The sequence below is a fragment of the Streptomyces sp. S063 genome (assembly GCF_002832675.1).
Classification (GTDB): domain Bacteria; phylum Actinomycetota; class Actinomycetes; order Streptomycetales; family Streptomycetaceae; genus Streptomyces; species Streptomyces sindenensis.
Window position 1 is genome coordinate 4,852,999 of the sequence record NZ_CP021707.1, and the last position, 25,041, is coordinate 4,878,039.

Annotated in this window: 24 protein-coding genes and 2 pseudogenes; 11 read left to right on the plus strand and 15 right to left on the minus strand. The window is 71.9% G+C overall.

What is annotated here, in order from left to right:
• The first annotated feature begins 147 nt into the window (after positions 1-147).
• Together CCZ36_RS22600 and CCZ36_RS22605 are read left to right on the plus strand one after the other, a co-directional pair.
• Positions 148-795, plus strand: coding sequence for a hypothetical protein (locus CCZ36_RS22600; protein ID WP_128818432.1), 648 nt, complete (start codon positions 148-150; stop codon positions 793-795).
• A 9-nt stretch (positions 796-804) separates the two neighbouring features.
• Positions 805-1,266: a helix-turn-helix domain-containing protein gene (locus CCZ36_RS22605; RefSeq protein ID WP_176734653.1), complete on the plus strand. Its 462-nt coding sequence runs from the start codon at positions 805-807 to the stop codon at positions 1,264-1,266.
• Between the two features lie 161 nt (positions 1,267-1,427).
• Here CCZ36_RS22605 and msrA read toward each other — a convergent pair whose 3' ends face one another.
• From msrA to CCZ36_RS22625, 4 genes are all read right to left on the minus strand, one after another.
• The gene (msrA, locus tag CCZ36_RS22610) at positions 1,428-2,093 is read right to left on the minus strand and encodes a peptide-methionine (S)-S-oxide reductase MsrA (RefSeq protein WP_069738045.1); all 666 of its coding nucleotides are present in this window, start codon (positions 2,091-2,093) and stop codon (positions 1,428-1,430) included.
• A 123-nt stretch (positions 2,094-2,216) separates the two neighbouring features.
• A complete protein-coding gene (locus tag CCZ36_RS22615) occupies positions 2,217-3,332 on the minus strand; it encodes a hypothetical protein (RefSeq protein WP_199888441.1) in 1,116 nt (371 codons plus the stop codon).
• 124 nt (positions 3,333-3,456) lie between these two features.
• On the minus strand, positions 3,457-5,187 hold the full coding sequence (locus CCZ36_RS22620; protein WP_128818433.1) for a M48 family metallopeptidase: 1,731 nt from the start codon (positions 5,185-5,187) through the stop codon (positions 3,457-3,459).
• Positions 5,188-5,465: 278 nt separating this feature from the next.
• Positions 5,466-6,569: a hypothetical protein gene (locus CCZ36_RS22625; RefSeq protein WP_069738047.1), complete on the minus strand. Its 1,104-nt coding sequence runs from the start codon at positions 6,567-6,569 to the stop codon at positions 5,466-5,468.
• A 66-nt stretch (positions 6,570-6,635) separates the two neighbouring features.
• On the opposite strand from CCZ36_RS22625, the gene CCZ36_RS22630 reads away from it, so the two are divergent.
• Positions 6,636-7,781 (plus strand): cystathionine gamma-synthase, encoded by a 1,146-nt coding sequence (locus CCZ36_RS22630; protein ID WP_069743578.1) that lies wholly within the window; start codon positions 6,636-6,638, stop codon positions 7,779-7,781.
• A gap of 63 nt (positions 7,782-7,844) precedes the next feature.
• On the opposite strand, the gene CCZ36_RS22635 is transcribed toward CCZ36_RS22630, so the two are convergent.
• The 4 genes from CCZ36_RS22635 to CCZ36_RS22650 form a co-directional block, all read right to left on the minus strand.
• Positions 7,845-8,042 (minus strand): DUF1059 domain-containing protein, encoded by a 198-nt coding sequence (locus CCZ36_RS22635; protein ID WP_069738049.1) that lies wholly within the window; start codon positions 8,040-8,042, stop codon positions 7,845-7,847.
• 70 nt (positions 8,043-8,112) lie between these two features.
• Positions 8,113-8,376, minus strand: coding sequence for a hypothetical protein (locus CCZ36_RS22640; RefSeq protein WP_069738050.1), 264 nt, complete (start codon positions 8,374-8,376; stop codon positions 8,113-8,115).
• A complete protein-coding gene (locus CCZ36_RS22645) occupies positions 8,373-8,840 on the minus strand; it encodes a sigma factor-like helix-turn-helix DNA-binding protein (RefSeq protein WP_128818434.1) in 468 nt (155 codons plus the stop codon). The genes CCZ36_RS22640 and CCZ36_RS22645 overlap by 4 nt, the downstream gene beginning before the upstream one ends.
• Before the next feature lie 71 nt (positions 8,841-8,911).
• Positions 8,912-9,442: a MarR family winged helix-turn-helix transcriptional regulator gene (locus CCZ36_RS22650; protein WP_006127133.1), complete on the minus strand. Its 531-nt coding sequence runs from the start codon at positions 9,440-9,442 to the stop codon at positions 8,912-8,914.
• A 156-nt stretch (positions 9,443-9,598) separates the two neighbouring features.
• Here CCZ36_RS22650 and ilvA point away from each other — a divergent pair, with 156 nt between their 5' ends.
• The 3 genes from ilvA (at position 9,599) to CCZ36_RS22665 (ending at position 12,822) form a co-directional block, all read left to right on the plus strand.
• Positions 9,599-10,828 (plus strand): threonine ammonia-lyase, encoded by a 1,230-nt coding sequence (gene ilvA / locus CCZ36_RS22655; protein WP_069738052.1) that lies wholly within the window; start codon positions 9,599-9,601, stop codon positions 10,826-10,828.
• A gap of 159 nt (positions 10,829-10,987) precedes the next feature.
• Positions 10,988-11,962, plus strand: a complete 975-nt coding sequence (locus CCZ36_RS22660; RefSeq protein WP_069738053.1) for an ATP-binding cassette domain-containing protein — start codon at positions 10,988-10,990, stop codon at positions 11,960-11,962.
• On the plus strand, positions 11,959-12,822 hold the full coding sequence (locus tag CCZ36_RS22665; protein WP_128818435.1) for an ABC transporter permease: 864 nt from the start codon (positions 11,959-11,961) through the stop codon (positions 12,820-12,822). Before CCZ36_RS22660 ends, CCZ36_RS22665 begins: the two co-directional genes overlap by 4 nt.
• A gap of 94 nt (positions 12,823-12,916) precedes the next feature.
• Here the strand turns inward: CCZ36_RS22665 and greA are convergent, their stop codons facing one another.
• On the minus strand, positions 12,917-13,414 hold the full coding sequence (gene greA, locus CCZ36_RS22670) for a transcription elongation factor GreA (RefSeq protein WP_006127137.1): 498 nt from the start codon (positions 13,412-13,414) through the stop codon (positions 12,917-12,919).
• 208 nt (positions 13,415-13,622) lie between these two features.
• Entirely contained in the window at positions 13,623-14,039 is a 417-nt protein-coding gene (locus CCZ36_RS22675; RefSeq protein ID WP_069738069.1) for a DUF4307 domain-containing protein, read from the minus strand.
• Positions 14,040-14,196: 157 nt separating this feature from the next.
• Between CCZ36_RS22675 and mca the strand changes: the two genes are divergently transcribed.
• Together mca and CCZ36_RS22685 are read left to right on the plus strand one after the other, a co-directional pair.
• Positions 14,197-15,078 carry a mycothiol conjugate amidase Mca gene (mca, locus tag CCZ36_RS22680; RefSeq protein ID WP_069738055.1) on the plus strand — a complete coding sequence of 294 codons (882 nt, stop codon included), beginning with the start codon at positions 14,197-14,199 and terminating at the stop codon, positions 15,076-15,078.
• A 1-nt stretch (position 15,079) separates the two neighbouring features.
• Positions 15,080-15,325 carry a hypothetical protein gene (locus CCZ36_RS22685; protein WP_069738056.1) on the plus strand — a complete coding sequence of 82 codons (246 nt, stop codon included), beginning with the start codon at positions 15,080-15,082 and terminating at the stop codon, positions 15,323-15,325.
• 97 nt (positions 15,326-15,422) lie between these two features.
• On the opposite strand, the gene CCZ36_RS22690 is transcribed toward CCZ36_RS22685, so the two are convergent.
• From CCZ36_RS22690 to CCZ36_RS35915, 4 genes and pseudogenes are all read right to left on the minus strand, one after another.
• Positions 15,423-18,644, minus strand: coding sequence for a tetratricopeptide repeat protein (locus tag CCZ36_RS22690; protein WP_128818436.1), 3,222 nt, complete (start codon positions 18,642-18,644; stop codon positions 15,423-15,425).
• Positions 18,645-18,799: 155 nt separating this feature from the next.
• A complete protein-coding gene (locus tag CCZ36_RS22695; protein ID WP_128818437.1) occupies positions 18,800-19,939 on the minus strand; it encodes a DUF4190 domain-containing protein in 1,140 nt (379 codons plus the stop codon).
• A 236-nt stretch (positions 19,940-20,175) separates the two neighbouring features.
• Positions 20,176-20,583: pseudogene (locus CCZ36_RS35910) on the minus strand (DNA-binding protein).
• Positions 20,584-20,590: 7 nt separating this feature from the next.
• Positions 20,591-20,851, minus strand: a pseudogene (locus tag CCZ36_RS35915) (hypothetical protein); the annotation flags it as partial.
• A 378-nt stretch (positions 20,852-21,229) separates the two neighbouring features.
• On the opposite strand from CCZ36_RS35915, the gene CCZ36_RS22710 reads away from it, so the two are divergent.
• From CCZ36_RS22710 to CCZ36_RS22720, 3 genes are all read left to right on the plus strand, one after another.
• Entirely contained in the window at positions 21,230-23,281 is a 2,052-nt protein-coding gene (locus CCZ36_RS22710) for an N-6 DNA methylase (RefSeq protein WP_237302725.1), read from the plus strand.
• A 143-nt stretch (positions 23,282-23,424) separates the two neighbouring features.
• Positions 23,425-23,826, plus strand: coding sequence for a DUF4357 domain-containing protein (locus tag CCZ36_RS22715; protein WP_128818438.1), 402 nt, complete (start codon positions 23,425-23,427; stop codon positions 23,824-23,826).
• Between the two features lie 122 nt (positions 23,827-23,948).
• Complete coding sequence (locus CCZ36_RS22720; protein WP_128818439.1) at positions 23,949-24,200, plus strand: hypothetical protein; 252 nt, start codon at positions 23,949-23,951, stop codon at positions 24,198-24,200.
• 103 nt (positions 24,201-24,303) lie between these two features.
• On the opposite strand, the gene CCZ36_RS22725 is transcribed toward CCZ36_RS22720, so the two are convergent.
• On the minus strand, positions 24,304-24,870 hold the full coding sequence (locus CCZ36_RS22725) for a Uma2 family endonuclease (RefSeq protein ID WP_128818440.1): 567 nt from the start codon (positions 24,868-24,870) through the stop codon (positions 24,304-24,306).
• Between the last annotated feature and the right edge of the window lie 171 nt (positions 24,871-25,041).

The window sequence follows — 25,041 nt, forward strand, 5'->3', positions numbered from 1 at the left end:
TGTCTCCCCGGCCCTCCGGCTCCCCGCCTCCCCGGCGAGCGCTGCTCCGCGCGGCTGAGACCGGCGCGTACGGCCTCAGCCGCGCGGGGGAGCGGTCCGGCCCGCGCGGGCGATTCGCCGTCGTGCCTGCCCCACGAGGGTGGAGCCATGACACCGAAGCTCTTCCATCGACCCCCGCCCGTGGGGGACACCGAGCGGCCCGTCCCCCGCTGGGCGATGCGGCTGGCCCACGCGCTTCCGCTGCTCCTGCTGCCGGCGTGCCTGTGGCGGCTGCCCTTCGCCCTGCACTTCGAGATGGGGCAGGTGCAGACGGGCGACCTGCCTGCCTACTGGCTGAGCATTCCGTACGTCCTCGGGCTCAGCGTCCTGACGGAAGCGATCGCGATTCTGACCATAGGGCTGGTCCGGGGCTGGGGCGAGGTGGCGCCCGCCTGGATACCGCTCATCGGCGGCAGACGCGTCCGGCCGATGGCGGCCTTCGTCCCGGCGGTCCTCGGCGGTCTGATCCTCACCTTCCTGTTCACGGCCGTCCCCGTCGGCGACGACCGCGACCTCACCCTGTACGGCGTCGTCGACACCGTCGAATACACCAGTGACGCCTGGCAGCTGCTGGCGGCGGTGTGCGTCAGCCCCATCGCCGCCTGGGGGCCGATCACCCTTGCTCTCGCGATCGCCTACTACCGTCGCCGAACCGCCCGTTCCGCGAACACAGCCGTCTGTCACGGAACTTCGCCGACAGCAGATCCGCCCGGAGCGCAACGCCCGCCCCGTGCCGGGGGAGCGTCGCGCTCCTAGTCTGGGACGGTGACGATCCGAACGACGAACCAGGCCGACGTGATCCCCCTGCGCCCGCTCCCGACGGCGGCGGACCCGACACCCCGGGGCCTGCCCCGCGAGCCGCTCTGGCGCGACCTCGTCGGGGAGGTGCTGCGCCGTGAACGCCGGGCACAGGGACGGACGTTGAAGGACGTGTCCGAGGCGTCCCGGATCTCCATGGCGTACCTCTCCGAGGTGGAGCGCGGCCGCAAGGAGGCCTCGTCCGAGGTGCTGGCCGCCGCCGCCCAGGCGCTCGGCCTGAGCCTTGCGGACATCCTGGCGCTGGCCGGTGAGCGGCTGGTGAGCCTCACGGCGGCCCGCACCCGGAGCCGGTCCCGGTCGCTGGGGACGGCGGGCGGGCACCGGGCCGCGGGGCCGGCGGCACCGACGGGTCCGGTCCGTCCGACCGGCCCGGCGGGCCCGATGGGTGGCGTGCTGCTGGCGGCCTGAGACGGGCGTCGGCGGACGCCCCGCCCCCGGCCGACCGGGACGCCCCGTTCGTACGGCTGCTGCGGCGGCTGCTTCCGGCGATGCTCGGCCAGGGCGAGCAGTGCGGCCGGGACGAGCAGTGCGGCCAGGAGGAGCCGTAGGGCCCGGGGCGGTCGGTCCGGTCAGCCCTCGGCCGGGGCCACGCCGACCGGGCAGGAGACGCCCGTGCCGCCGATGCCGCAGTAGCCGCCCGGGTTCTTGTCCAGGTACTGCTGGTGATACGCCTCGGCGGGCCAGAACGGCCGGCCCTCGGCCGGGAGGATCTCCGTGGTGATCTCCTGGTGACCGGAGGCCGTCAGGACCTTCTGGTACGCCTCACGGGAGGCGTCGGCCGCCGCTGCCTGGGCGGGGGAGTGGGTGTAGATCGCGGAGCGGTACTGGGTGCCCACGTCGTTGCCCTGGCGGAAGCCCTGGGTCGGGTTGTGCGACTCCCAGAACAGCTTCAGCAGCTCCTCGTACGACACGACGGCCGGGTCGAAGACGACACGTACCGCCTCCGTGTGGCCGGTCAGGCCCGAGCAGGCCTCCTCGTACGTCGGGTTCTCCGTGTAGCCGCCCTGGTAGCCGACCAGCGTCGTCCACACGCCCTCCGTCTGCCAGAACTTCCGCTCCGCGCCCCAGAAACAGCCCAGCGCGAAGTCCGCCACCTCCAGGCCTTCCGGATACGGGCCCACCAGCGGGTTGCCGAGGACCGTGTGGCGCGAGGGGACGGTGAACTCGGGAACGGGACGGCCGCGCAGGGCCTGCTCCGGGGTGGGGAGCACGGGGGTGCGGTGGTTCAGGAACATGCGGGGGCTCCTCCGGGGTCGGTGTTCGGTACGTACAACACGGGAGCGGCCGCCGGGATTCCGGGGCGCGGACGGGGCGGGGCGCTTTTCCCTCCACGCCCCGCCGCCCTGCCCCGCCCCGGCTCAGACGGTCGCAGGCGCCGCGCGCACCGACTGGTCGCGCAGGGAGCAGTACTCCTCGGCGGGCTCGGTCCGGTAGCGCCACGGCAGGGCGTTCACGTAACCGTCCACCAGCCGGAACTGCTCCACCGCCGCCTCGTCGCGGTCCTGGAGCGAGAGGTAGTACGCCAGCAGATGGCGCACCTCCGCCAGCCGCGGGTGGGCCGGGTCGGCGGCGGCCACGTCCGCGAGGGCGGCGTCGACCCGGGCCGTCATCTCCGGCGTCCGGTCGGCCTCCTGGTCCGTGGTCTCGTCATGCTCGAAGTGCACGATCAGCGGGAACGCGGTGAGCAGGCTGCCCAGCGGTGCCTTCGCGGCGGCCTCGTCGGCGAACGCCCGGGCCAGCTCGTGCGAGCCGCGCCACTTCTTGCACCAGTACTGGACCGCGGAGAAGTGCGCCTCGTAGTGGTACGGGGCACGCTCGGTGATCGCGGCCCAGATCCGGTCCATCTCCGCGTGCGGGTAGCCGAGGCCGAGCGCGGTCCAGATCTCCGTGATGTGCGGGGTCGGGTCCTCCGGGTTCAGCTCGGCGGCCCGCTCCGTCTCGGCGCGCGAGCGCTGGAGCGTCGCGTGGAAGCCCCGGAACTGCTCACCCGTCGTGTACTGGGCCCGCTTGCCGCCCCGGATGTCCCAGGCCAGACAGACCGTGCTGCGGGCCCGCACCACCGCCGCGTCCGGGTCGTCAGGGCGTGCCGTCTCCCAGGCCAGCAGCCATGTGTCGTCCTGCGCGGCCTTGTCGGCCAGCTCGTACGCGTACGCCGACCGGTTCTCCCAGTCGCGCTCGGTGGCCGTACGCCCCATGAGCTCGGCGGCCGGCTCCCACTCCCCGCGCCCCACCGCGTCGAGCGCCGCGGTCAGTTCGGCGGGCACCGGGCTCGCACTGTCCGTGTTCTGCCGGTCGGGGGGAAGCAGTCCGAGGGCCGCGCACTCCTCCGGCAGGACGTACGGGCCGTCGGGCTCCTCCGAACCGTCGCCCCGCCAGCCCTCCAGGGCGCCCTGCACGATGGCTTTCAGGAACCAGAGGCCGATGGCCAGGACGATGAGGGCGATGACGGCCAGAACGGCCCAGAGCACGGTGATCACTTCGCGTCTCTCTACGGGGAGGGGATGGAGTTGGGGACGATGACGGTTCCGTGGACGTTCACGGGCCGGAGTCGGAGCCAAAGCCCGAGCCGGAGTCGGAACCGGGTGGAGCAGTCGGCGGCTACACGGTGGAGCTCGGGGCCGGGGCCGGGGCGGGTTCGGAGGCCTGGGGCGTGGACGGCGGTGCCAGCAGCGCGCGCAGCGGCCCCGTGTCCGGGCGGTCCGCCACCGCCGCCTCCAGCGCGGCCGGGAGTTCGTCCGCGTGCCCGTACGGGAGTTCCAGCGCGGCGGACTCCGTCCAGGACAGCTGCCAGCGGGCCCGGCCCTGGCGCAGGTACTCCGCGCTGACCAGCTGCGACAGTCCCGCGCGCAGCTGGGGACGGGCGAACTCGCGGGCTGCCCGGCCGGTCGCGGCGGCCGCCGCCTCGGAGCGCGGGAGCCGTTCGGCGATCCGCCACAGCGCACCGGCGTCGATCGCGTCGAGCAGCGCCCCCAGCGTTCCGGCGCCGTCGCCCTCCGGCTCGGGCCGTGACATGCCGGCGGCCTCGCGCCCCGGCGTGCCGTCGCCGCGCTCCGTCCGGGCCTCGCCGCCCTCCGTCCCGAGCACCAGCGCGCCGAACCGCTGAGCGGACCGCTCGGTGTGGACGCTCATCGCGGCGTGCACCAGCTCCGGCCAGTCCAGCCGCCGCAGCCCCTGGGCGGCCGGTGTGAGCAGAGTCTCCTCGACGGCGGCGAGGGCACCCTCCGCGTCGGTCAGCAGCGACAGCGACGGACGGACCGGGTCCGAGGCGCGGCCGTCGTCCAGAAGCGCCTCGATCCGGGCGACGCGCTCGGCGATCGGCGGGTGGGAGTCGTACGGGGAAACGGGCTCGGCGGGCAGCCGGCCGCCGCGCATCGCGTCCAGCTCCTCGTGGCGGGCGGCCAGCAGACGGCGGAAACCGCCCAGGAACTCACCGGGCGGCGGCAGCAGGCCCGCGTCGGCGCCGAGCGTCGCGTAGGAGTTCAGGTAGAAGTCGTGGGCCGCGTCGATGACCGGGATCTCGCGCAGCGCCGACGCCGTCGCGTCGCGGCCCGCGATCCGGGCCGCCGCGATGTCCGCGGCGAACTCCGCGCGGCGGGAGCCGGACAGAGTGGCGCGCAGATAGAACGTCCCGTACACCGTGTACAGCCGCGCCATCGCCCGGTAGGTGAAGCCGGTGCCGGTGGTGTCGACCTCCTTCGCCTTCCTGCCCTTGGCGACGGCTGCGGCGGCCTTCTTCTCCTGCCGGGCGCGCTCCTTGGAGACCTTGGCGCCGGCGCGCGCCTCGAAGTGGGCGATGGTGCGCAGCACGTGGACACGACCGCGTTCGGAGATGGCGGCGAGGCGGGTGTCGGCGTTGCCGTAGTGGCCCATCTCGTGGGCCAGCACGGCCCGCAGCTGAGTCTCGGACAGGCCCGTCATCAGCGGCAGTCCGATGTGGAGCCGCCGGGTACCGCCTGCCAGCCCGAGGAAGCGGGAGTCCTCGCCGACCGTCGCGTTGACGTCGCCGGTGAGCAGGATCTCGTCGGGGGCGCGGGTCCCGACCTGCTGGGCGATGTCCCGCACGGTCTGCCAGAGCCGTGGCTCGTTGCTGTCGTCCACCCGTACGCCGGGCACGTCCTCGTCCGGGGGTGTCCGGAGCATGAACATGCCCCGGACGATCGGGACGGCGAGCACGGCGCTGACGATGAAGACCTTCAGCGCGAAGGGGCCGGGGGTGTGGACGGCCGCCGCCCAGTCGACGGCGGCCAGGGCTGCGAGCAGGACGAGGCCGAGCAGGTAGAAGCCCGCAAGCAGGACGAGAGCGCGCGCGGCGCGCAGTGTTGGGCCCATCGGGCGGTTCCCCCCACGGGAAAGGAAGACGCGCCCCGCCCACGGGCGCGCGGGGCGCCGGGTCGGTACGCGAAGTGAACAAGGGGGCGCGTCGACCGTGGGTATCGACCATGGAGGCCGAACGTGCGAGTCGAACGTGCGTGTGGGGGGAATCCGGAGTATGTCGCACCGGACGAAGCGGCGGCAACGCAAATCAGTGCTGGTCAGCAGCTGTTACCGCACCGTGCTCAGCGCCGGCGCCCCTTGCCGCGCTCCGTGCGGCAGCAGCCGTACGGAGATCAGTGCCGCAGCGTCGCCGGGCTGCCGCCGTTCGCCTCGTACCCCGCGACCGCCAGCGCCCGGTAGACCGTGTACTGCGCGGCCGGGTCCGCCTCCGCCGTCCACGGCAGCGCGCCCACGTGGCCGTCGACCCGGATCAGCTGGTGCATCGCCTCCGACCAGCGCTCCATGTGGACCAGGAACAGCACCAGGAGGTGGCGCACATGGGCGAGCATCGGGTCGTCCTGGCGGGCCGCGTGCACCGCGAACATCGCGCCCTCGACCGCCTTCGTCACCACCTGACTGCGGTAGAAGCCCTGCACCAGGTTGACCTCCGGCAGGTGCTCGTACACCGCGAACAGCGGCAGCGCCGCCAGCAGCGAACCCTGCGGGGCGCGGGCGGCGGCGGCCGTGGCGAAGGCCTCGGCGTCCTTGCGCGAACCGTGCCACCGCTCGGAGTGGAAGTGCAGCGCCGCGATGTGGGCGCCCAGGTGCGCCGGGGCCCGGTCGATGATCTTCGCCCACAGCTGGTCGAACTGCTCGGGGGTGTAGCCCAGGCCCCGGGCCACCGCCAGCTCCACGATGTACGGCACGGGGTCGCCCGGCGCGAGCAGGGCCGCCTCGCCGCAGACCGTACGGGCCTCCTCCAGGATGATCCGGAAGTCGTCGCTGCCCGCCGCCGAGGACCGCCACGCCTGCTGCACCAGGAACTCCGCGTGCACCGCCGCGCCGCCCGCGTCCTTCGGGGACTCCGCGCGCCAGGCCCGCAGCCACGAGCCGCCCCTGCCCGGCTGCTGCGCCAGCTCCAGCGAGGCCGCGCCCGCGAAGGCCTGCACGCGCTGCCAGCGCACCTCGCCCTCCTTCGGCGTCCCGGCCAGCAGCTGGGAGGCCGCCCGCCAGTCCTGGGTGCGCTGGACCACGTCGAGCACGTCCAGGAGGTCCTGGTCGGGGCCCGGCATCCGGACGTCCAGCTCCTCCTGCCGGGCGAAGCCGTACGTGTCCGGGTCGGCGGCGTCCGGCGAACCGGGGGCGACCTGGCGGATACCGCCCCGGCGGCGCATCACCCAGGGGCCGATGACCGCCGCGAGCATGCACATCGCGAGCAGGAACAACAGAATCTCCATGGCCCCATTGTCCCCGGAGCGGCAAGTGGCCGGTAAGTGCCTCCGCCACGAACTACGCTCGGGCCCATGAGCGACCAGCACAGCTTCGAAACCCTCGCCATCCACGCGGGGAACACCGCCGACCCCCTCACCGGCGCGGTGGTTCCGCCGATCTACCAGGTCTCCACCTACAAGCAGGACGGCGTGGGCGGTCTGCGCGGCGGATACGAGTACAGCCGCAGCGCCAACCCGACCCGTACGGCCCTGGAGGAGAACCTCGCGGCCCTCGAAGGCGGCCGCCGCGGCCTCGCCTTCGCCTCCGGCCTCGCCGCCGAGGACTGCCTCCTGCGTACGCTGCTGACCCCCGGCGACCACGTGGTCATCCCGAACGACGCCTACGGCGGCACGTTCCGGCTGTTCGCGAAGGTCGTCTCGCGGTGGGGCGTGGAGTTCTCCGTGGCCGACACCTCGGACGTGGCCGCCGTACGGGCCGCGATCACCCCGCGCACCAAGGCGGTCTGGGTGGAGACCCCGTCCAACCCGCTGCTCGGCATCACCGACATCGCCGCCGTCGCCCAGGTCGCGCACGAGGCCGGGGCCCGCCTCGTCGTCGACAACACCTTCGCCTCGCCCTACCTCCAGCAGCCGCTCGCGCTCGGCGCGGACGTCGTCGTGCACTCCACCACCAAGTACATGGGCGGCCACTCCGACGTCGTCGGCGGCGCGCTCGTCGTCAGCGACCCGGAGCTCGCCGAGGAACTGGCGTACCACCAGAACGCCATGGGCGCGGTCGCAGGTCCCTTCGACGCCTGGCTCGTCCTGCGCGGCATCAAGACCCTCGCCGTCCGCATGGACCGGCACACCGAGAACGCCACCAGGATCGCCGATCTGCTGACCCGCCACCCCAAGGTCTCCCAGGTGTTCTACCCGGGCCTGCCCGAGCACCCCGGCCACGAGGTCGCCGCCAAGCAGATGAAGACCTTCGGCGGCATGGTGTCCTTCCGCGTCACGGGCGGCGAGGAAGCGGCGATCGAGGTCTGCGACCGGGCGAAGCTGTTCACGCTCGGAGAGTCCCTCGGCGGCGTGGAGTCGCTGATCGAGCACCCGGGCCGGATGACGCACGCCTCGGTCGCGGGCTCCCTGCTGGAGGTCCCGGCCGACCTGGTCCGGATCTCCGTCGGCATCGAGAACGGCGACGACCTGCTCGCCGACCTCACGCAGGCGCTGGGCTGATCCGGTACACGTCGTCACAGAGGCGCCCGCCTACGACGGCGGGCGCCTCCGGCGTTCCGGTGCTCAGGCGCTCACCTTCTCGTCCGCGTCCTCCAGCATTCCCCTGATCTGCTCACGCAGTTCGGGAGTGTCCTCGTGTCCGTGGACCGACGCCGCGTGCTCGCCCGCGGCCCGGACGACCTCGTCCTCCTCACCGGTCAGGGTGAGGGTGCAGTTCATCTCGCTCGGATACTTGCGGCAGTCCGCGGTCTTCCTCGTCATCACGGCCTCCTCGGCTCGTACGACAACCGCCTTCTCCAGCGTAGGCCTCCCGGACCGTGAGCCCCACGGCTCACCAGCCCTCCAACGGCGGAGTCACCTGGGCGGGCTCCGTCGCCCACGGCTGCTCGACGCCGACCCAGACCAGGAACGCGACGAGCACCACGGCCAGCAGCCAGCCCGCCGTCCGGTGCGCCGCCCGGCGCAGCCGCATCCGGCGTCCCCCGTGCCGGACCGCTTGCGCGGCCAGGCCGGGCGGCAGAACCGGATGCGGGCCGTCCAGCATCAGCCGGACCTGTTCCTCGCGCGGGTCCGGATCCCGCCGTCCGGCGCTCACGGCGTCACCCGGCCCCGGGGGGCATCCGACCGCAGCGTCGCCACCGCCCGCGCGCACACCGCGCGGATCCGGTCGGCCGGCAGCCCGAGCAGCGCCGCCGTCTGGTCCTCGCCGACCTCCTCGTACATCCGCAGGACCAGCACCAGCCGCTCGATCGGGGTCAGCCGGTCCAGCAGACCGCCGCGCGGCCGCTGATGGCGCCGGGCCTCCCGGGCGAAGCGGAGGGCCAGCTCCCGGCGGGCCCGGTCGTAGGGGTCGCCGCCGTGCAGCCGGTCCCAGTCGGCGTACGTACGGGCGAGCGCCGCGCGCAGCAGGGCCTCGGCCCGGACATACGCGCCCGGCGGCTGCGACGGCTCGCCGGTGAGCAGCGTCGCCGTGTGCAGCAGGCGTCCGCCCGCGCCCGCCACGAAGGCCTCGAACTCCAGGGCGCGGAGCCGGTCCCGATGGGTCGCCCGCTCTGCCATGCACCACATACGAGCCCCGGTGCACCGCCCCGGTCAAGAGTCCGGACACGGGGAAGCGACGTGTACGGGCGTCAGTCGGGCTGTGGCGGCTGGTACGCGGCCTGCCGGGCGGCCAGCGACCCGTTGAAACGGGTGAGCAGGGCGCAGAACGTGTCCCGCTCCTCCTCCGTCCACCCGTCCGTCACCTGCGACATCAGCTCACGCCGCGAGGCGCGGACCTCCTCCAGGCGGGCCTGACCGCGCGGGGAGAGCTGGAGCACCACGGCCCGGCCGTCCTCCGGGTGCGACGTGCGCTTGACCAGACCGGTGTCGACGAGCGGCGCGACCTGCCGTGTCACCGTCGAGGAGTCGATGCCCATCCCGGCCGCCAGCGCCTTGACGCCCATCGGCCCTTCCTTGTCCAGCCGGTTGAGCAGCAGGTACGCCGCCCGGTCCATCGAGTTGCGGACCTGGCCGACACCGCCGAGGCGGGTCTGCTCGGCACGGCGGGCGAAGACCGCCACCTGGTGCTGCAGCGCGTCCAGCAGGCGGTCGGGGCCCGGGTGTTCGGGGGCGGCGCCCCCGGAAGGAGACGCAGCAGTCGTCATGTCCTGAGGGGGCATGGCCGGGGACTCTCTTCGTGCGGTGTCGGATGAGTGGGGGACAGAGTACGCGGCCCCGGGGCAACGTGTACCAGTGCCGCACAAACCTGCGGACACCACCGCAGGCCGCCATGGACAAGTCTGCCGCGCCCGGTCCGAGCTGCAAGACTTGCGGGCATGAACTTCCGCGCGACCCCCCACCACCCGGCCCTGATCCTCGACGACGTCCGGGGCGCGCAGAAAATGCTCGACGGGGTGGCCCGGGTGACCGCGCTGGAGGGGAGCCGCCATCTGACCGAGCTGGTCGGCGCCCCGGTCCACCTCAAGTGCGAGAACCTCCAGCGCACCGGCTCCTTCAAACTGCGCGGCGCCTACGTCCGGATCTCCGGCCTCACCCCGGTGGAGCGGGCGGCCGGGGTGGTCGCCGCCAGCGCCGGGAACCACGCCCAGGGCGTCGCGCTCGCCTCGTCCCTCCTCGGCGTACGCTCCACGGTCTTCATGCCCGTCGGGGCGCCCCTGCCCAAGGTCGCCGCGACCCGGGAGTACGGGGCCGAGGTGCGGCTGCACGGCCAGGTCGTCGACGAGACCCTGGCCGCAGCCCAGCGGTACGCGGAGGAGACCGGCGCGGTCTTCATCCACCCCTTCGACCACCCCGACATCATCGCGGGCCAGGGCACCGTCGGCCTGGAGATCCTGGAGCAGTGTCCGGAGGTCCGCACCATCGTCCTCGGTATCGGCGGCGGCGGGTTCGCCGCGGGCGTCGCCGTCGCGGTGAAGGCCCTGCGTCCCGACGTCCGGATCATCGGCGTCCAGGCCGAGGGCGCCGCCTGCTACCCGCCCTCCCTCGCCGCCGGATACCCCGTCTCGCTGGACGCGCCCGCCACGATGGCCGACGGCATCAAGGTGGGCCGTCCCGGCGACGTACCGTTCGCGCTGGTCGAGGAGCTGGTCGACGAGGTCCGCACGGTCACCGAGGACGAGCTGTCCAGTGCGCTGCTGCTCTGCCTGGAGCGGGCCAAGCTGGTCGTCGAGCCCGCCGGGGCCAGCCCGGTGGCCGCGCTGCTCAGCGACCCGAAGGCGTTCCGCGGACCGGTCGTGGCCGTGCTGTCCGGCGGCAACGTCGACCCGCTCCTGATGCAGCGCATCCTGCGGCACGGGATGTCCGCGGCGGGCCGCTACCTCAGCCTGCGGCTGCGGCTCACCGACCGCCCGGGGGCGCTCGCCGCCCTGCTGGCCACGCTGACCGTGGCCGACGCCAACGTCCTCGACATCAGCCATGTCCGCACCGACCCGCGCCTCGGGCTGACCGAGGCGGAGGTCGACCTGCATCTGGAGACGAAGGGCCCGCGACACTGCGCGGACGTCGAGGAGACACTGCGCTCGGAGGGCTACCGGGTCCTGGGCTGACCGCGCGTTTCGCACCGACTGGCCGGATCCGGCTGTTTGCCGCGCGATGTGGGCCTCCGAATCCTAGGATCGCCGAGTAGGCGCGTACGGGCACCGGCCTCCTGCCGGCACCGGCTCCGTGCGGGCACAGTCGTCCACGAGTGACGGGGGAGTCCCTCCATGCCAGGTGCGATCCACGCCGAGGGTCTGGTGAAGACCTTCGGTGACGTCCGGGCCCTGGGGGGTGTCGATCTCGACGTCCCCGAGGGCACCGTCCTCGGACTGCTCGGGCCCAACGGCGCGGGCAAGACCACCGCCGTACGGGTGCTGACCACGCTGCTGCGCCCGGACAGCGGCACGGCGACCGTGGCCGGGATCGACGTACTCAAGAAGCCCAACGAGGTACGCCGCTCGATCGGGCTCTCCGGGCAGTTCGCCGCCGTCGACGAGTATCTGACCGGCCGGGAGAACCTCCAGATGGTCGGGCAGCTCTACCAGTTGAGCGCCCGGGACGCGAAGGCCCGCGCGGGCGTCCTGCTCGACCGGTTCAACCTCGGCGACGCCGCCGACCGCACCGCCAAGACGTACTCCGGCGGTATGCGCCGGCGCCTCGACCTCGCGGCGGCGCTCGTCGTCTCGCCGCCCGTGATGTTCATGGACGAGCCGACGACCGGCCTCGACCCGCGCAACCGGCAGCAGCTCTGGGACGTCATCGAGGACCTGGTGGCGGGCGGTACGACCCTGCTGCTGACCACGCAGTATCTGGAGGAGGCCGACCGCCTCGCGAACGACATCTGCGTCATCGACCACGGCAAGGTCATCGCCCGTGGCACCTCCGACGAGCTCAAGGCCCGCACCGGCGGCGAGCGTGTCGAGGTCGTCGTGCACCGCCCCGACGAGATCGAGCGCGCCCGTGCCGTCCTGACCTCCCTCGCCAAGGGCGAGGTCACCGTCGTCCAGCTCTCCCGCAAGCTGACCGCCCCGGTGAGCGGCGGGGCCAAGCTGCTGGCCGAGATCATCCGCGACCTGGACGCCCAGGGCGTGGAGATCGACGACATCGCCCTGCGCAGGCCCACCCTCGACGACGTCTTCCTCTCCCTCACGGGTCACGCGGCCGAGGCGAACCAGAACGAGGACAAGGAGGACGCCCGGTGAGCGCGATCGCCAAGGACGCCCCCAAGCTGGTCCCGCGCCCCTCCGGGGGCGTCACGCAGTCCGTGAAGGACTCCCTCGTCGTCGCCCGACGGAACCTGATCCGGATGACCCGGATCCCCGAGATGGTGATCTTCGGACTGATCCAGCCGATCATGTTCGTGGTGCTGTTCACCTACGTCTTCGGCGGCTCGATCAGCATCGGCGGCTCCACCGACCCGCAGCTGTACAAGGAGTTCCTGATGGCGGGCATCTTCGCCCAGACCGTCACCTTCGCCACCGCGGGCGCCGGCGCGGGCATCGCCGACGACATGCACAAGGGGCTCATCGACCGCTTCCGGTCGCTGCCCATGGCCCGGGGCGCGGTCCTCACCGGACGGACGCTCGCCGACCTCGTCCAGACCACCCTCACCCTCATCGTCCTCGCGGGGGTCGCCCTGCTGGTGGGCTGGCGCACCCACGAGAACATCGGCAAGGTGATCTGCGGCTTCCTGCTGCTGCTCCTGCTCGGCTACGCGTTCTCCTGGATCGGCGCGCTGATCGGCCTGTCCGTCCGCACCCCGGAGGCGGCCACCTCCGGCGGGCTGATCTGGCTGTTCCCGCTGACGTTCATCTCGAACGCCTTCGTGCCGGTCACCGGCATGCCGACGTTCCTCCAGCACGTCGCCGAGTGGAATCCGTTCAGCGCCACGGTGGCGGGGGCCCGCGAGCTGTTCGGCAACACGATGCCGGGCGTGCCGAAGTCCGTGACCGGGGCCTGGCCGATGGAGCACCCGATCATCGCCTCGGTCATCTGGTCGGTGCTGATCATCGTGGTCTTCCGGACCCTCGCGGTCCGCAAGTACCGCTCGGCCGCCTCCTGAGCCACCGAGAACCGGCCCATGACGCGGGAGCCCCGGCCTTCATCGAGAAGGCCGGGGCTCCCGCGTCGTCGGATGCGTCGTGGTGGGCCGGACGTCAGCCCGTGTACGGCTTCGCCGCCAGGATCTTCACCGAGGCGGTCCTGCCGTTCGGCAGCTCGTAGTCCGCGTCGTCGCCGGTCCGCTTGCCGTTCACACCGAGGCCGAGCGGGGACTGCGGGGAGTACGTCTCGATCTCCGTGCTGGCGTACTCACGGGAGGCGAGCAGGAAGGTCAGCGTGTCGTCCTCGTCGCCGTCGAAGGCGATCGTGACGACCATGCCGGGCTCGACCACGCCGTCGTCGGCCGGCGCCTCGCCGACCTTCGCGTGCTCCAGGAGCTGGGTCAGCTGGCGGACCCGCAGCTCCATCTTGCCCTGCTCCTCCTTGGCCGCGTGGTACCCGCCGTTCTCCCGGAGGTCACCCTCCTCGCGGGCCGCCGCGATCTTGACGGCGATCTCCGTGCGCGCGGGACCAGACAGGTACTCCAGCTCGGCCTTGAGCTGGTTGTACGCCTCCTGCGTGAGCCAGGTGACGTTTTCGCTGGTCTGAGTCACAGGTGCTCCTCGTCGGTACTGGGAAGTGCTGGGAATACAAAGCATCGCCCTACCCAGAAGCATGTGCCTCTGCGGGTGGGCGAAACCACGAGCCTAACAATTCCCCAGGAAAAGGGGGAGAAGGTAAACCGTCACACGCCCCGAACCGCCGCCGTGCCTCGTATCGTCGCAGGTCAGGCGCGGTATGTCCGGAGTTGGTGCGTCCGGATCAGCCGCGCGGGCCGTCGTCGGCCGTGCAGCCCATCGGCTCGACCGCGGTCGCCCGGGACCGGGTCACCACGGTGACGATTTCGTCGATCCGGTCCTCGGCCCGGTCGAACCGGACCTCCTTGCGGCCCACCTCGGAGCCGTCCTCGCTGAGCGCCCGCACCACGCAGTAGCCATGGCCCTCGCGGTCCTTGCGGACCTCCAGGTGGACGTCGGCCCGGGTGTCGGAGACGACCTTGAACTTGATCATCTCGCCGCTGATGCCCTGGTTGCCCACGTAGTCGTAGCCGATCCACCCGATCACACCGAGCAGGGCGACGCCCAGGACCGATCCGACGATCTTCAGCTTGCGGTCCGCACGCTGATCCTCGGTCCGGCCGTACCGCCCCTCGGGCGCAGCCTCGCGAACCGTCGTCATGATCGTTCCCTCCGGGCCGGGCATCGAGGAATTTTCCGGCCCCTCGTTCAGTCACTATAGAAGCCGCACGCCCGTCACCCGATCGCGCCCCACACCGACCGGATGGACCAGAGCGACCGATGATCGACCAGAGCGACCAATGACTGAGGATCGAGCTTTGACTGAGCAGCTGCGACTGATGGCCGTTCACGCCCACCCCGACGACGAGTCGAGCAAGGGCGCGGCCACCATGGCCAAGTACGTGTCCGAGGGGGTGGACGTGCTGGTCGTGACCTGCACGGGGGGCGAGCGCGGCTCCATCCTCAACCCGAAGCTCCAGGGCGACGCGTACATCGAGAAGAACATCCACGAGGTCCGCAAGAAGGAGATGGACGAGGCCCGGGAGATCCTGGGCGTCCAGCAGGAGTGGCTCGGCTTCGTCGACTCGGGGCTGCCCGAGGGCGACCCGCTGCCGCCGCTGCCCGAGGGCTGCTTCGCCCTGGAGGACCCGGAGCTCGCCGCGGGGCGCCTGGTGGCGAAGATCCGCGCGTTCCGGCCGCAGGTCATCACCACGTACGACGAGAACGGCGGCTACCCGCACCCCGACCACATCATGACGCACACGATCTCGATGATCGCGTTCGACGGTGCGGCCGACGCGGAGCGCTTCCCCGAGGACGAGTTCGGCCCGGTCTGGACGCCGCGGAAGCTCTACTACAACCAGGGCTTCAACCGGCCGCGCACCGTCGCCCTGCACGAGGCGCTCCTCGCCCGGGGCCTGGAGTCGCCGTACGGTGACTGGCTGAAGCGCTGGGAGGAGTTCGAGCGCGTCGAACGCACCCTGACCACGCACATCCCCTGCGGCGAGTTCTTCGAGATCCGCGACAAGGCGCTGATCGCGCACGCCACGCAGATCGACCCCGAGGGCGGCTGGTTCCGGGTCCCGATGGACATCCAGCGCGAGGTCTGGCCCACCGAGGAGTACGAGCTGGCGAAGTCGCTGGTCGATACCTCCCTCCCCGAGAGCGACCTCTTCGCGGGCATCCGCGACAATGCCTGATATGTACGCGACCCAGGCACTGACGCACCTCGTCCCGCTCGCCGCCGAAGAGCTCGACAAGAACAAGGTCACCCCCGGCGTCCTCGGCTTCCTCGTCTTCGCCGCGCTCGCCGTCGGCGTGTGGGCCCTGATGAAGTCGATGAACCGCCACATGGGCCGGGTGAACTTCGAGGAGGCTCCCGACCCGGACGCGGTGGCGGCCGGGCCCACCGGGGACACGGGCAAGGCGGCCTCGCCCGGCAAGTAGCGCGCCGACTCCGCGCGTACGGCACCGATCTCGCGCGTACGGAGACGGAAAGGGCGTCCGGCGGGCTTGCCGGACGCCTCTTTCCCGATCCCGCCGCTCACGGCCTCGCCGGCTCCACCGCCACGCCCATGATCTGCCCGGCCCCGCGGGTCGGGGTCAGCCCCAGCCGCCACGCCTGCCAGCCGTCCTCCAGGTCCACGCCCCGCTCCAGCGCCACCGCGAACGCCGCCGCCGACTGCTCCAGCTTGGCGTCCCGCGCCGGATGCCGGGCCTCGACCAGCTCGGCCAGCTCCTGCTGCGCGACCACCGTGCCGACCTCGCTGCCCCCGGGCGAGGCGTACGGCAGCAGCGTGCAGCGCAGGAAGCGGGCCCAGTCGCCGCCCCGCGCGTCCCCGTACGAATCGAACAGCTCCGCCGCCTCACCGCACAGCTCCAGCGCCTGCGGGGCCCGCCCGTTGCCCGCGTCGATCAACGCCAGCTCCACGCACGCCCACGCCTCCCCGTACGGCACCTTGATCCGCCGGAAGTCCGCCCGGGCGTCCATCAGCAACTGACGGGCGAACCCCGAATTGCGGAGGTTGCCCGTCTGCGCGGCCCGCTGGTCCCGGGTCACCCGGCCCGAGTGGTGCCGGGCGCACGCCAGCCCGTACACGTCCCGCATCCGGGAGAACATCGTGCGGGCCCGCTCCAGCTCGCGCACCGCCTGATCGGTGTCCCCGTCCTCCTCCAGCGCCTGACCCAGGTAGTACAGGGTCCACGCCTCGCCGCGCGCGTCCTCGTTGTCCCGGTGCCGACCCAGGGCCTCGCGCAACTGCTCCAGTGCGGCGGCCGGGTCCCCGTCCAGCAGCCGGGCCCGGGCCAGCTGCGTGATCGCCCACGCCTCACCGCGCCCGTCACGGGTGCGCCCGTACAGCTCCAGGGCGGTGCTCAGGGCCTCCTCCGCCGCCGCCACCTCGCCGGTGCGCAGCCGCACCTGACCCAGCTGGAACCGCGTCCACGCCTCGCCGTGCAGCGACTCGCCCTCCCGGTGCAGCCGCAGCGCGTCGGCCAGCAGCGCCAGCGCCCTCGGCAGATCGCCCCGGTCGCGCTCCACCGCCGCCAGCGCGTGCAGCGTCCACGCCCGGTCCTCGGCCTGCGCCTCGGACGACTGGAGCGCCAGCGCCTCCTCCAGCCGGGCCGCCGCCTCGGACAGGTTGCCCTGGTGGTGCAGGGTGATCCCGAGCGAGCACAGCGCCAGCGCCTCGCCCGCGTCGTTCTGCGCCTCGTGGTAGAGCCCGACGACGGAGGACAGCGTGGTGCGGGCCTTGTCCAGCTCGCCGAGCTGCCGGGCCGCGATGCCCGTACGCCACTGCACCGAGCGCTCCAGCAGCCCCTGGTCCACCGCCTGCGTCAGCTCACTGATCTCGCCCAGGCGGTACAGGTCGCCGCGCAGCAGGCAGTAGTCGCACAGGGCGCCCAGCAGATGCAGCACCGTGCCCTGGTCGACGCCCTCCGCGTGCCGCAGCGCCGCCGTGATGAAGCTCGACTCGTCGTCCAGCCAGCGCAGCGCCGAGTCCAGCGAACCGAAGCCGTGGGAGCCGAACTGGCCGGCCCGCGTCGACATCTTCCCGTCGACCATCCGGATCACCGCGTCGGCCAGCTCCGCGTAGTTCGTCAGCAGCCGCTCCTGCGCCGCCGTCCGCTCGGCCGGCGCCTCCTCGTCCAGCAGCCGGGCCAGCGCGAAGGCCCGCACCAGGTCGTGCAGCCGGTAGCGCGATCCCCGTACGCGGGTGAGCAGCCCGGCCCGCGCCAGCACGGTCAGCAGCCGCTCCGCCTCCTGCTCGTCCGCCGCCAGCAGCGACGCGGCCGCCGCCGCGCCGAGGCTCGCCCGGCCCGCCAGCGCGAGCCGTCGCAGCAGCCGCCGGGCCTGATCGCCCTGGTCCGTGTAGCGCAGCCACAAGGCCCGCTCCACCGGGTCCACCGGCCCGTACGCGCCCAGGTCCTCCGCCAGCGTGTGGCGGCTACGGGACCCCAGCGCGGAACCGGCCACCCGCAGCGCCAGCGGCAGCCCGCCGCACAGCTCCACGATCGCGTCCGTCGACGGGTAGTCGTACGGTCCGGTCTCCTCCTCCTCGGCGACCTCCCGCAGCAGCTCCTCCGCGCCCGCCGCGTCCAGCGCGCCGACCGGCAGCTGGTGCACCCAGGCCGCCAGGTCCTCCGGCAGCTCCAGCGGCTCCCGTGCGGTCACGATCACCAGACTGTCCGAGCGCTCCGGCACCAGGGTCCGCACCTGGCCGGCGTCCGTCGCGTCGTCGAGCACGATGGTGACCGGCGTCCCCGTCAGGTGCTGGTGGTACAGCTCGGAGAGCCGCCGCACCTGCTGCTCGGCCGAAGAGCCCTCCCGGAACAGCAGTTGCTCGCGCGGTGCGCCCAGCCGGTTCAGCAGGTGCAGCAGCGCGTCCCGGGTCGGCAGCGGGTTCTCCCCGGCCACCTGGCCACGCAGATCGACCACGCACGCCCCCCGGAACTGGTCCTTGAGCGTGTGCGCCGCCCGCACCGCGAGCGCGGTCCGCCCCGAACCCGGGGCGCCGTGCAGCACGACGACGGTCGGCCGGGTCTGCGTGGAGGCGCGGGCCGCGTGCACCCACCGGGCGATCTGCGCCAGCTCCGTCCGCCGCCCGCTGAACGGCCCGTCCGACTGCGGGAGATGGCCGAACGACTGCTCCAGCACCACCCGGGTGCGGGCCGCCGCGCTGCGGTCGCCGCCGCGCAACTGCTTGACCACCGGGGCGGTCTGCTTCTTCGGGGTGCGCTTGGCGGGGTTGAGCATCCGCTGCTGGTCCAGGTACGGGCGGATGCCCCGTACCTCCAGGGCGGTCAGCCACTGGAGCCGCAACTGCTCGGCCCCGCCCGGCTGTCCGGCCGCCGCGGCCCGGCGGTGGGCGGCGGGCCAGTGCGAAGCGGTCACCTTCGCCACGGTCGTCGCCGTGCCGGCCACCACGACGGCCGCGCCCGCACCGAAGGCCAGACCGGTGTTCGCGCCCAGCGCCAGATCCGCGCCGAACGCGGCGGCCGCGGCAACGCCGGTCACCAGCAGCGGCGTTCCGAGCGTCGCCCTGCTGAAGCGCTCCGCCAGCGGCCGGTCGCCCGCCGCCGCCGAGTCCAGCGCCTGCGTGTACGCGGTGTACTCCTCGTCCGCGCCGGCGGCCATGGTGTCGAGCGCGGCCCGCGCCCGCGACAACAGCGCACCCGTATCGGTCCGCCCGCCACTGCGCCGCGCCTCCTCCTCCACGGCCCGCACCAACAGCCTCTCGGCTTCCGCCCGATGGCTGTCCCGCATATGTGTCCCCCTCCGAGAGCTGCGTCCGGATCCCGGGTTCCGGAGCGCCGGATACCAAGGCGCCGGATGTCGACGTCGGGGTCAAGTGTCCTGCGTGGCGCGCTCCGACGCGAGGGGTGCCGGGCAAGGGGCGGGTCAAGGCGTGGGCGGAAGGCTCATGGCTGCTGCTCCTTGCCGTCCCCCTCCTCGTCCTCCACCGGCAGCCCCAGGGCGAGCCGGGCCTCCCACTCCTCCCCGGACTCGTCCTCGTCGCCGTTGTAGTCCCAGCGCTCGCCGAACTCAGCCAGGGAGGGGGCCCTCGATGCGGACCGGTGGATGCCGGAGAGGGCGTCGAGCCGGTTGGCGAGCGCGGTGACCGGGCCGAGTGCCCGCGCCGGGAGGCCGTCGATCGCGCGCAGCAGCTTCGCCGACTCGGCCCCGCCTTCCGCCATCCGCTCGGCCCACGCGGTGGCCGCGGCGAGGTCGGTCTCCACCTGCTCGGGGACACTGAACCAGGCCTCGGCCGAGGGCCGCATCGCCTTCAGGTAGGCCAGTTGACCGGCGTCCCAGGCGCCGGGGTCCTGCCGCAGCGAAGCCTCCGGCAGGCCGGTCTCCGCTCCCAGCCAGCACCGAACAGTCCGGTCCCCGCCGGTCGCGCTGACCGACTCCGGGTAGTAGAAGGAGAATTCGACGACCGGAAGGGTCCAGGTGTCCGGTGCGAAGTCGTGGAACAGGGGCGCGCAGCCCTCGTAGGCCTGCGCGGCGATGGTGGCGGGGTCGGAGATGGCGTGGTCGCCCTTCAACTCGAACGTTCCGTACACCTGGGCCGGATGAGGCCCGTCGCACGGCACGATCTCGACGGACGGGTCCGTCATCCGCAGGTCCTCGCCCTCCTGGGTGGAGAACGGCCCGCCCGCCGGTGCGAAGCAGTCCCCGGCTTGCAGGTCGAGCAGCGTGCCCGCCTTCGTGTCCCGGGGGCTGAGGAGGCTCCCGCCCTCCTCCGTCCAGGCGTCGAACCGTGCCCCGCCGACCACCAGCAGCAGGGTGGCCAGCGCGACCACCGCCCCGCCGACGGCCGTCCCGGCAACGGCCAGCCCCTTGCCGCGCTTTCCGTTGCCGGGTATCCGCATCAGCGCGACGATCCCGAGGATCAGCCCCAGCGGCGCGAGGCAGAAGAGCAGCGACAGGACGAGCGAGGCGACGGCGAGCCCGCTGAGCGGAGCCGGGGACACCGGAGGGCCGGGCGGCGCGTGCGGGCTGGCCGCGGGCGGCGCGGAGGGTCCGGAGGACAGTGAGGAAGGCGGCGGCACGGTCATGTTCCTGTGCCCTTTCATCCGGGAGGCAGCGCAGGAGTCCGTGTGGGGCCGGGGTGCCGGAACGGTAGCACCGCACACCTGCGCGCCCGTCTCCGCCCACCCCCTGCCACCTGCCCATTCCCGCCCGGGGCGTACGAGGAGGCGAGGAAGCGGGACGTGCCGGTACCGCTCGGCGTCGGGTACGCCGGCTGCCATTGGCGTCAGTGAACTCGCGCACCCGATAGCCGGGGTCGCGCTCACACTTCTTTGATGATCACGCGCTTCCCGCAGAGCTTCGACCAGTCGTCACGGTCGGAAAGCAATAACGATCACGGGGGCGGGGACAGGGAGTGCGAGCGCGGCGACGAGGGCGTCGATCGCGTACTTGTGTCCATGCAGCCCGCGGCCGCCCGGAGCAGCGCCACTGCGGTGAGGGAATCCTCCTGACTGGCCGGTTCCACCCGCAGCCGGGAGAGTAGCCACTTCCAGCACGCAAGGCCGGTCTTCCCTCGTACTGCTTCAACGATGGTCAGCGCGGACACGAGGACGGGAAATCCAACCTGGCGGGATGCTTCGATGCAAGCCGCCATACCGCGGTCGTTGCGCAGGAGCAGAGAGAGAGCCTCGGAGTCGAGCACCAGCGAGCGGGCCGGCTGCTCCTTCACGCGGCGCCCGCTCGACATCCTCGGCGTTCACGTCTCCGAACAGCTCGCGACGTGCGGCTTCGATCTCCTGCTCCGTGAGTGCGCCGTGCTCTTCCTCGAGGGACGCCACGATCTCGGTGAGTCCGTCCATGGCGAGCTGATGCCTGACGGCTTCGGTGATGTAGCTGGACAGCCCGCAGCGGCCGGTTCGGGAGCGGAGCTCGCTGACCAGCTCGGTAGGCATGGAGACGGAGATGTTTCCGGTAGTCCCCGCTCGGGTCGGCTTCATGCTCCAAGTGCAGGACAAGCTCTATAACACCGTGAGGACTGTTGAGGCGGGGTCTTGGCTTCCGCGCTCTCCATCCCGGACCCCACCCTTTGGAGTGACCTGCGTCACATTCCGCCCTGTCGACGACGCCTTGTCGCCGCGGTTCTGCCGAGCGGGTCGACGTCTGGAGCTGCAACTTGCCGCGAGGGCGATTGCGCAGTTGGGCTGCGCATAGAGTTGACTTAAGGTGCACCGGACGAGTCGCTCGCCTGGTTCGCTACAACTCGGGGCTAATCTAAGAACCACGCCGAACCCCGAGACATCGGGACTGGTAACTGGCGGTGCAAATGAAATGCGCAGCATTCCTGCGCATATATCGAGCCTAGGGAAGAGGCATTCGTGAGCGGAGAAGGTGCAGACCCGTCGGCGTCAGAAGTCACCGACCGGTTGTGGCGGGCGTACGCGCCCTACCGACGCGGCCGGGGTACGACCGGCGATCTCGACGCGATGCTGGCGATCCTGATGCTCGCCGCCTTCGCGGAGGAGGAAGGTCAAGCTGAGGACGATTTCGTGAAGCGGTGGAAACGAGCCTCGGCGGAGGCCGTCGTCGGCTTCTCCCCGGCGGCCGACCTGCGGGGGGCCTTGCGGGAGGCGGCCCGGCGTCCGGGTTTTCCGCTGCTCTGGTCGGCCGACCTCGACATCGACTTCGGGAACGGGCCGGACGATGCCGCCTGGATGACGGCTTTCGTCGCGGCATTGGGCCGGAGCCCCGGCCTCGGAGAGGTCGCGATGGCCGACGTCTGTGAGCTGTTGCTCCAACGGCACGCAGAAGAAGGGGCTTTGCCGGGAGGGGAGTTCTACACGCCGCGCGGCGTCGCTGATCTGCTCGTGGATCTGGCCGCCCCCCGTCCGGGAGACCGGATCATGGACCCGGCCTGTGGTGCCGGAAGCGTGCTCGCGGCTGCCGCTCGGCATCTGGCCGAGCAAGGGCCGGTCGGTGACAATTCGTTCGAGGCGTACGCGGTGGATCGGGGCAACGTGCGCCCGGCAATGCTGAACCTGGCCCTGCATGGGGTGAGCGTGCCGCAGGTGGAACCGGTCGATCCGACGAAGCTGTTGAGGGACCGGAACCTGGGGCGAGTCGACCGGGTGCTGAGCAATCCGCCGTTCAATCAGCGAATCGACGGGTGGGAGCAGCGGCAGTTCATCGCGCCACTGGAGTCGAGTGCCGCCTTCGCATGGCTGCAGCTTGCCTGGTCACAACTGAAGGAAGGCGGGATCGCGGCGGTCGTGATGCCCGCGCGGGCGGCCTGGGCGGGAGGAGCGGAGGCGCTGATCCGCCGGGAGATGGTGGCCCGGGGTGCGGTTCTCGCGGTGATCGCCCTGCCGGCCTACCTCTTCGCGGGAACCAACATCGCCGTGCACATCTGGGTACTCGGCCGAGGGCGCCGGTCCCGTCCAGTGCACCGAAGCGACTCCGTGCTCCTCGTCGATGCGCGCGGTGCGGGACGCCAGTTCTCGGAGCGGCCCCGCGTGCTGTCGAGCGAGGACGTCGGCCACATTGCGGAACGCTTCCGGCTCTGGTCCGAAACCTCGGAGGAGGTGGATGAGCCGGGTTTCTCCCGATCGGTTGCCTACGCCGAACTCATCGAGAACGCCGGCAATCTGGATCCGCGGTCCTACCTCAGAACGGAGAGTGGACCGGGTGGAGCCACGGACCTGAGCGCCGCGCTGGCCGATTTCGAGCGGCGGAATCGCGAGACATCGGAGCTCGGGGCGGAACTGGCGCAGATCGCCGGCGCACAGGACCAGCTGGCGCAGGACGGCGTCCGGTGCCAGAACCTGCCGCTGAAGGACGTGGTGAGCGGAGAAACCACGGTCGCCGGTCGTCCCGTACGCCTGCTTGCGGGGCCTTCGGGAAGCCTGCTCAGGGCCCAGGACTACGTGGGGGCCGACGGGGTTCCTGTGGTGATGCCGAAAGACATCACGGACATTGGCTTCACCGTGGACGGCATCAAACGCATCTCCGAGCAGCATGCCGAACGGCTTGACCGCTTCCGGCTGCACCGGGGTGACGTCGTGGTCGCCCGACGGGGTGACCTCGGGCGATGTGCCGTGGTCGGAGAAGAACAGCAGGGCTGGGTCTGCGGCACCGGCTGCTTCGTGATCAGCCCTCCCGGCACCGTCGACTCCCATTACTTGGCGGCGTTCCTGCGTAGCCCCGAAGCTCGGGAGTGGCTCGACACGCATTCGACGGGGAGCCTGGCGCTGCGGACCATCTCGCTCGATGTGCTCGGGACGCTACCCGTCGCCCTTCCCGATCTCGACACCCAGCGGTCCATCGGCGAAGCCATGGCGAGCTTCGACGCCCATGAGCGGCGGCTGCTGGACCAGTTGGCGACGACGCGGGACATCCGCAGCAGGGCGCTGAACAGCTTCCTGGTGGGATGAGGCGCCCGGACCTTCGTCCAGCACCTCCAAGTCTTCTCCTTAATCACTCGTAATCGAAGTTGAAACGAGTCGCTCGTACTGCTTACAGTCGAAGCGAAGTCAAGGTGTCCCGCCGGGGGAGGCCGTCTACGTCAGGAGTGCACATGGCCACGCTGAGTATCCACTTCGACCCCGCCGTCATCGCCCGACTCGTGAGCGCGAGCGGTGACGACGCCATTCACGTCACCCTGTCCCTCGGTGAAGGCCCTGCCTCTGCGCAGACCGCTCCGGCGATTCCCCAGGGACCCCTGGCCGGGCTGATGCGCGCCGGCCTGCTCGAACCAGGGACGGTGCTCACGTTCCGTCAGCGTCGCGCCAACAGGTTGGGCCGTGCCGTTGTCACTGCCGAAGGTCAGCTCGTCGTCGACGGGCACTCCTCCCCCTTCCCCTCGCCGTCGAAGGCCGCGGAGGCCGTGACCGGCAACGTCATCAATGGCTGGACCCTGTGGCGGACGCCCGACGGCTCCACGCTGGATCAGCTGCGACAGGAGCTGGATGCCGAGTAACCGTCCACATGGCCCCGACCGTGGGGCGTCGAACTCTTTCCTGAACCATGCCGTTTGCTTGCACCCGCCACCGAGGCATCTCGTTCCGGCAGCGGGCTTCGAACCCGGGGGGCTCCTTGTACGTGACCTTTGACCTGATCACCGCCCTCGTCGTTGCCGGGGCCTTCACGGCCGGGGCGCTCGTCTACCGGCGGACCGCGCCGCCGGAGGGTGCGACGACCGCTCTGTCGAGAGGCGAACGGCTGGCGCTCGCCCTTGGCGCGGCGGCGACCGTCATCGTGATCGGCGGCTACCTCGGGAGCGGGTTCCGAGGCATCGAGCAGGCCGTGGACACACAGTCGGCGGGAGCCGTGAAGTCCGGGGCCGGCCGGTAGGCGGCGCCGACGGCCGGAGGCGCCCCGGGCGGAAAGCTTGCCCGGGGCGCCTCCGGCCGTCGTTTCGTCGGTTCTCCCACCGCATGCCGTGAGCAGAGTGACGTCACATGGCCCCCAGATCGACCGTGACGGAGAAAGGTGCGGCGGCCTTCACCGTGCCGGTGAACATCTCGCCGTCCCGGTACGCCTTGGTGGCGGGATCAAGGACATAGGTGTAGACGATCGGGACCCCGGTGGCGGTCTGCTCGACCCGCCAATAGAAGGGGATGCCAGCCTTGGCGTACTGGTCCACTTTCACGATCCGGTCGGTGGTCTCCGAGCCGGGCGACACCACCTCGACGACGAGTAGTACGTGCTCGGGGCGGGTGGGCGTGAGGTCGGTGGTCTCCGCCCGGTAGACGATGACGTCCGGGCGGCGGTTGGTGAGGGGGACATCCTGGAGGCGGACGTCGAAGCCCGTGTCGGCGTTCCAGTCGGGGCCCGCGGCGGCGTCCAGGGCATTGGCCAGGACTCGGGCCAGTCGGTTGTGCCGCTTGGAGGCGCTCGGGCTCACGACGACCATTCCGTCCACGATCTCGATGCCGGCACACTGTTCCTCGGTCCAGGAGTCGTACTGCTCCGCGCTGATCTGGGTGTGCATCCATGCGGGCACCACCATCTCGGCGGTCATGGTCCACCCCCTTCGAAGAGCCTCGGCAGTCCCGGCGCTGCTGGATTCAGCCTACTGTCCGGTGCTGTCCGGCTGCCTGGCACAGGCAGCGTCCACCCGTCCCACCTGCCCGTTCCCACTCCACCCCGTGGCGCAGCCGCGTCGTGGGGGCCTGTGCGCGAGGATTGGGCC

Bases quoted from the DNA above. Each gene is read 5' to 3' on its own strand.
- CCZ36_RS22675 (WP_069738069.1), bottom strand. From the start codon at position 14,039: ATGACGACGGTTCGCGAGGCTGCGCCCGAGGGGCGGTACGGCCGGACC.
- CCZ36_RS22650 (WP_006127133.1), bottom strand. From the start codon at position 9,442: ATGCCCCCTCAGGACATGACGACTGCTGCGTCTCCTTCCGGGGGCGCC.
- ilvA (WP_069738052.1), top strand. From the start codon at position 9,599: ATGAACTTCCGCGCGACCCCCCACCACCCGGCCCTGATCCTCGACGAC.
- CCZ36_RS22625 (WP_069738047.1), bottom strand. From the start codon at position 6,569: ATGGAGATTCTGTTGTTCCTGCTCGCGATGTGCATGCTCGCGGCGGTC.
- CCZ36_RS22660 (WP_069738053.1), top strand. From the start codon at position 10,988: ATGCCAGGTGCGATCCACGCCGAGGGTCTGGTGAAGACCTTCGGTGAC.
- CCZ36_RS22620 (WP_128818433.1), bottom strand. From the start codon at position 5,187: ATGGGCCCAACACTGCGCGCCGCGCGCGCTCTCGTCCTGCTTGCGGGC.
- CCZ36_RS22690 (WP_128818436.1), bottom strand. From the start codon at position 18,644: ATGCGGGACAGCCATCGGGCGGAAGCCGAGAGGCTGTTGGTGCGGGCC.
- CCZ36_RS22600 (WP_128818432.1), top strand. From the start codon at position 148: ATGACACCGAAGCTCTTCCATCGACCCCCGCCCGTGGGGGACACCGAG.
- CCZ36_RS22695 (WP_128818437.1), bottom strand. From the start codon at position 19,939: ATGACCGTGCCGCCGCCTTCCTCACTGTCCTCCGGACCCTCCGCGCCG.
- CCZ36_RS22645 (WP_128818434.1), bottom strand. From the start codon at position 8,840: ATGGCAGAGCGGGCGACCCATCGGGACCGGCTCCGCGCCCTGGAGTTC.
- CCZ36_RS22725 (WP_128818440.1), bottom strand. From the start codon at position 24,870: ATGACCGCCGAGATGGTGGTGCCCGCATGGATGCACACCCAGATCAGC.
- msrA (WP_069738045.1), bottom strand. From the start codon at position 2,093: ATGTTCCTGAACCACCGCACCCCCGTGCTCCCCACCCCGGAGCAGGCC.
- CCZ36_RS22715 (WP_128818438.1), top strand. From the start codon at position 23,425: ATGGCCACGCTGAGTATCCACTTCGACCCCGCCGTCATCGCCCGACTC.
- CCZ36_RS22630 (WP_069743578.1), top strand. From the start codon at position 6,636: ATGAGCGACCAGCACAGCTTCGAAACCCTCGCCATCCACGCGGGGAAC.
- CCZ36_RS22635 (WP_069738049.1), bottom strand. From the start codon at position 8,042: ATGACGAGGAAGACCGCGGACTGCCGCAAGTATCCGAGCGAGATGAAC.
- CCZ36_RS22685 (WP_069738056.1), top strand. From the start codon at position 15,080: ATGTACGCGACCCAGGCACTGACGCACCTCGTCCCGCTCGCCGCCGAA.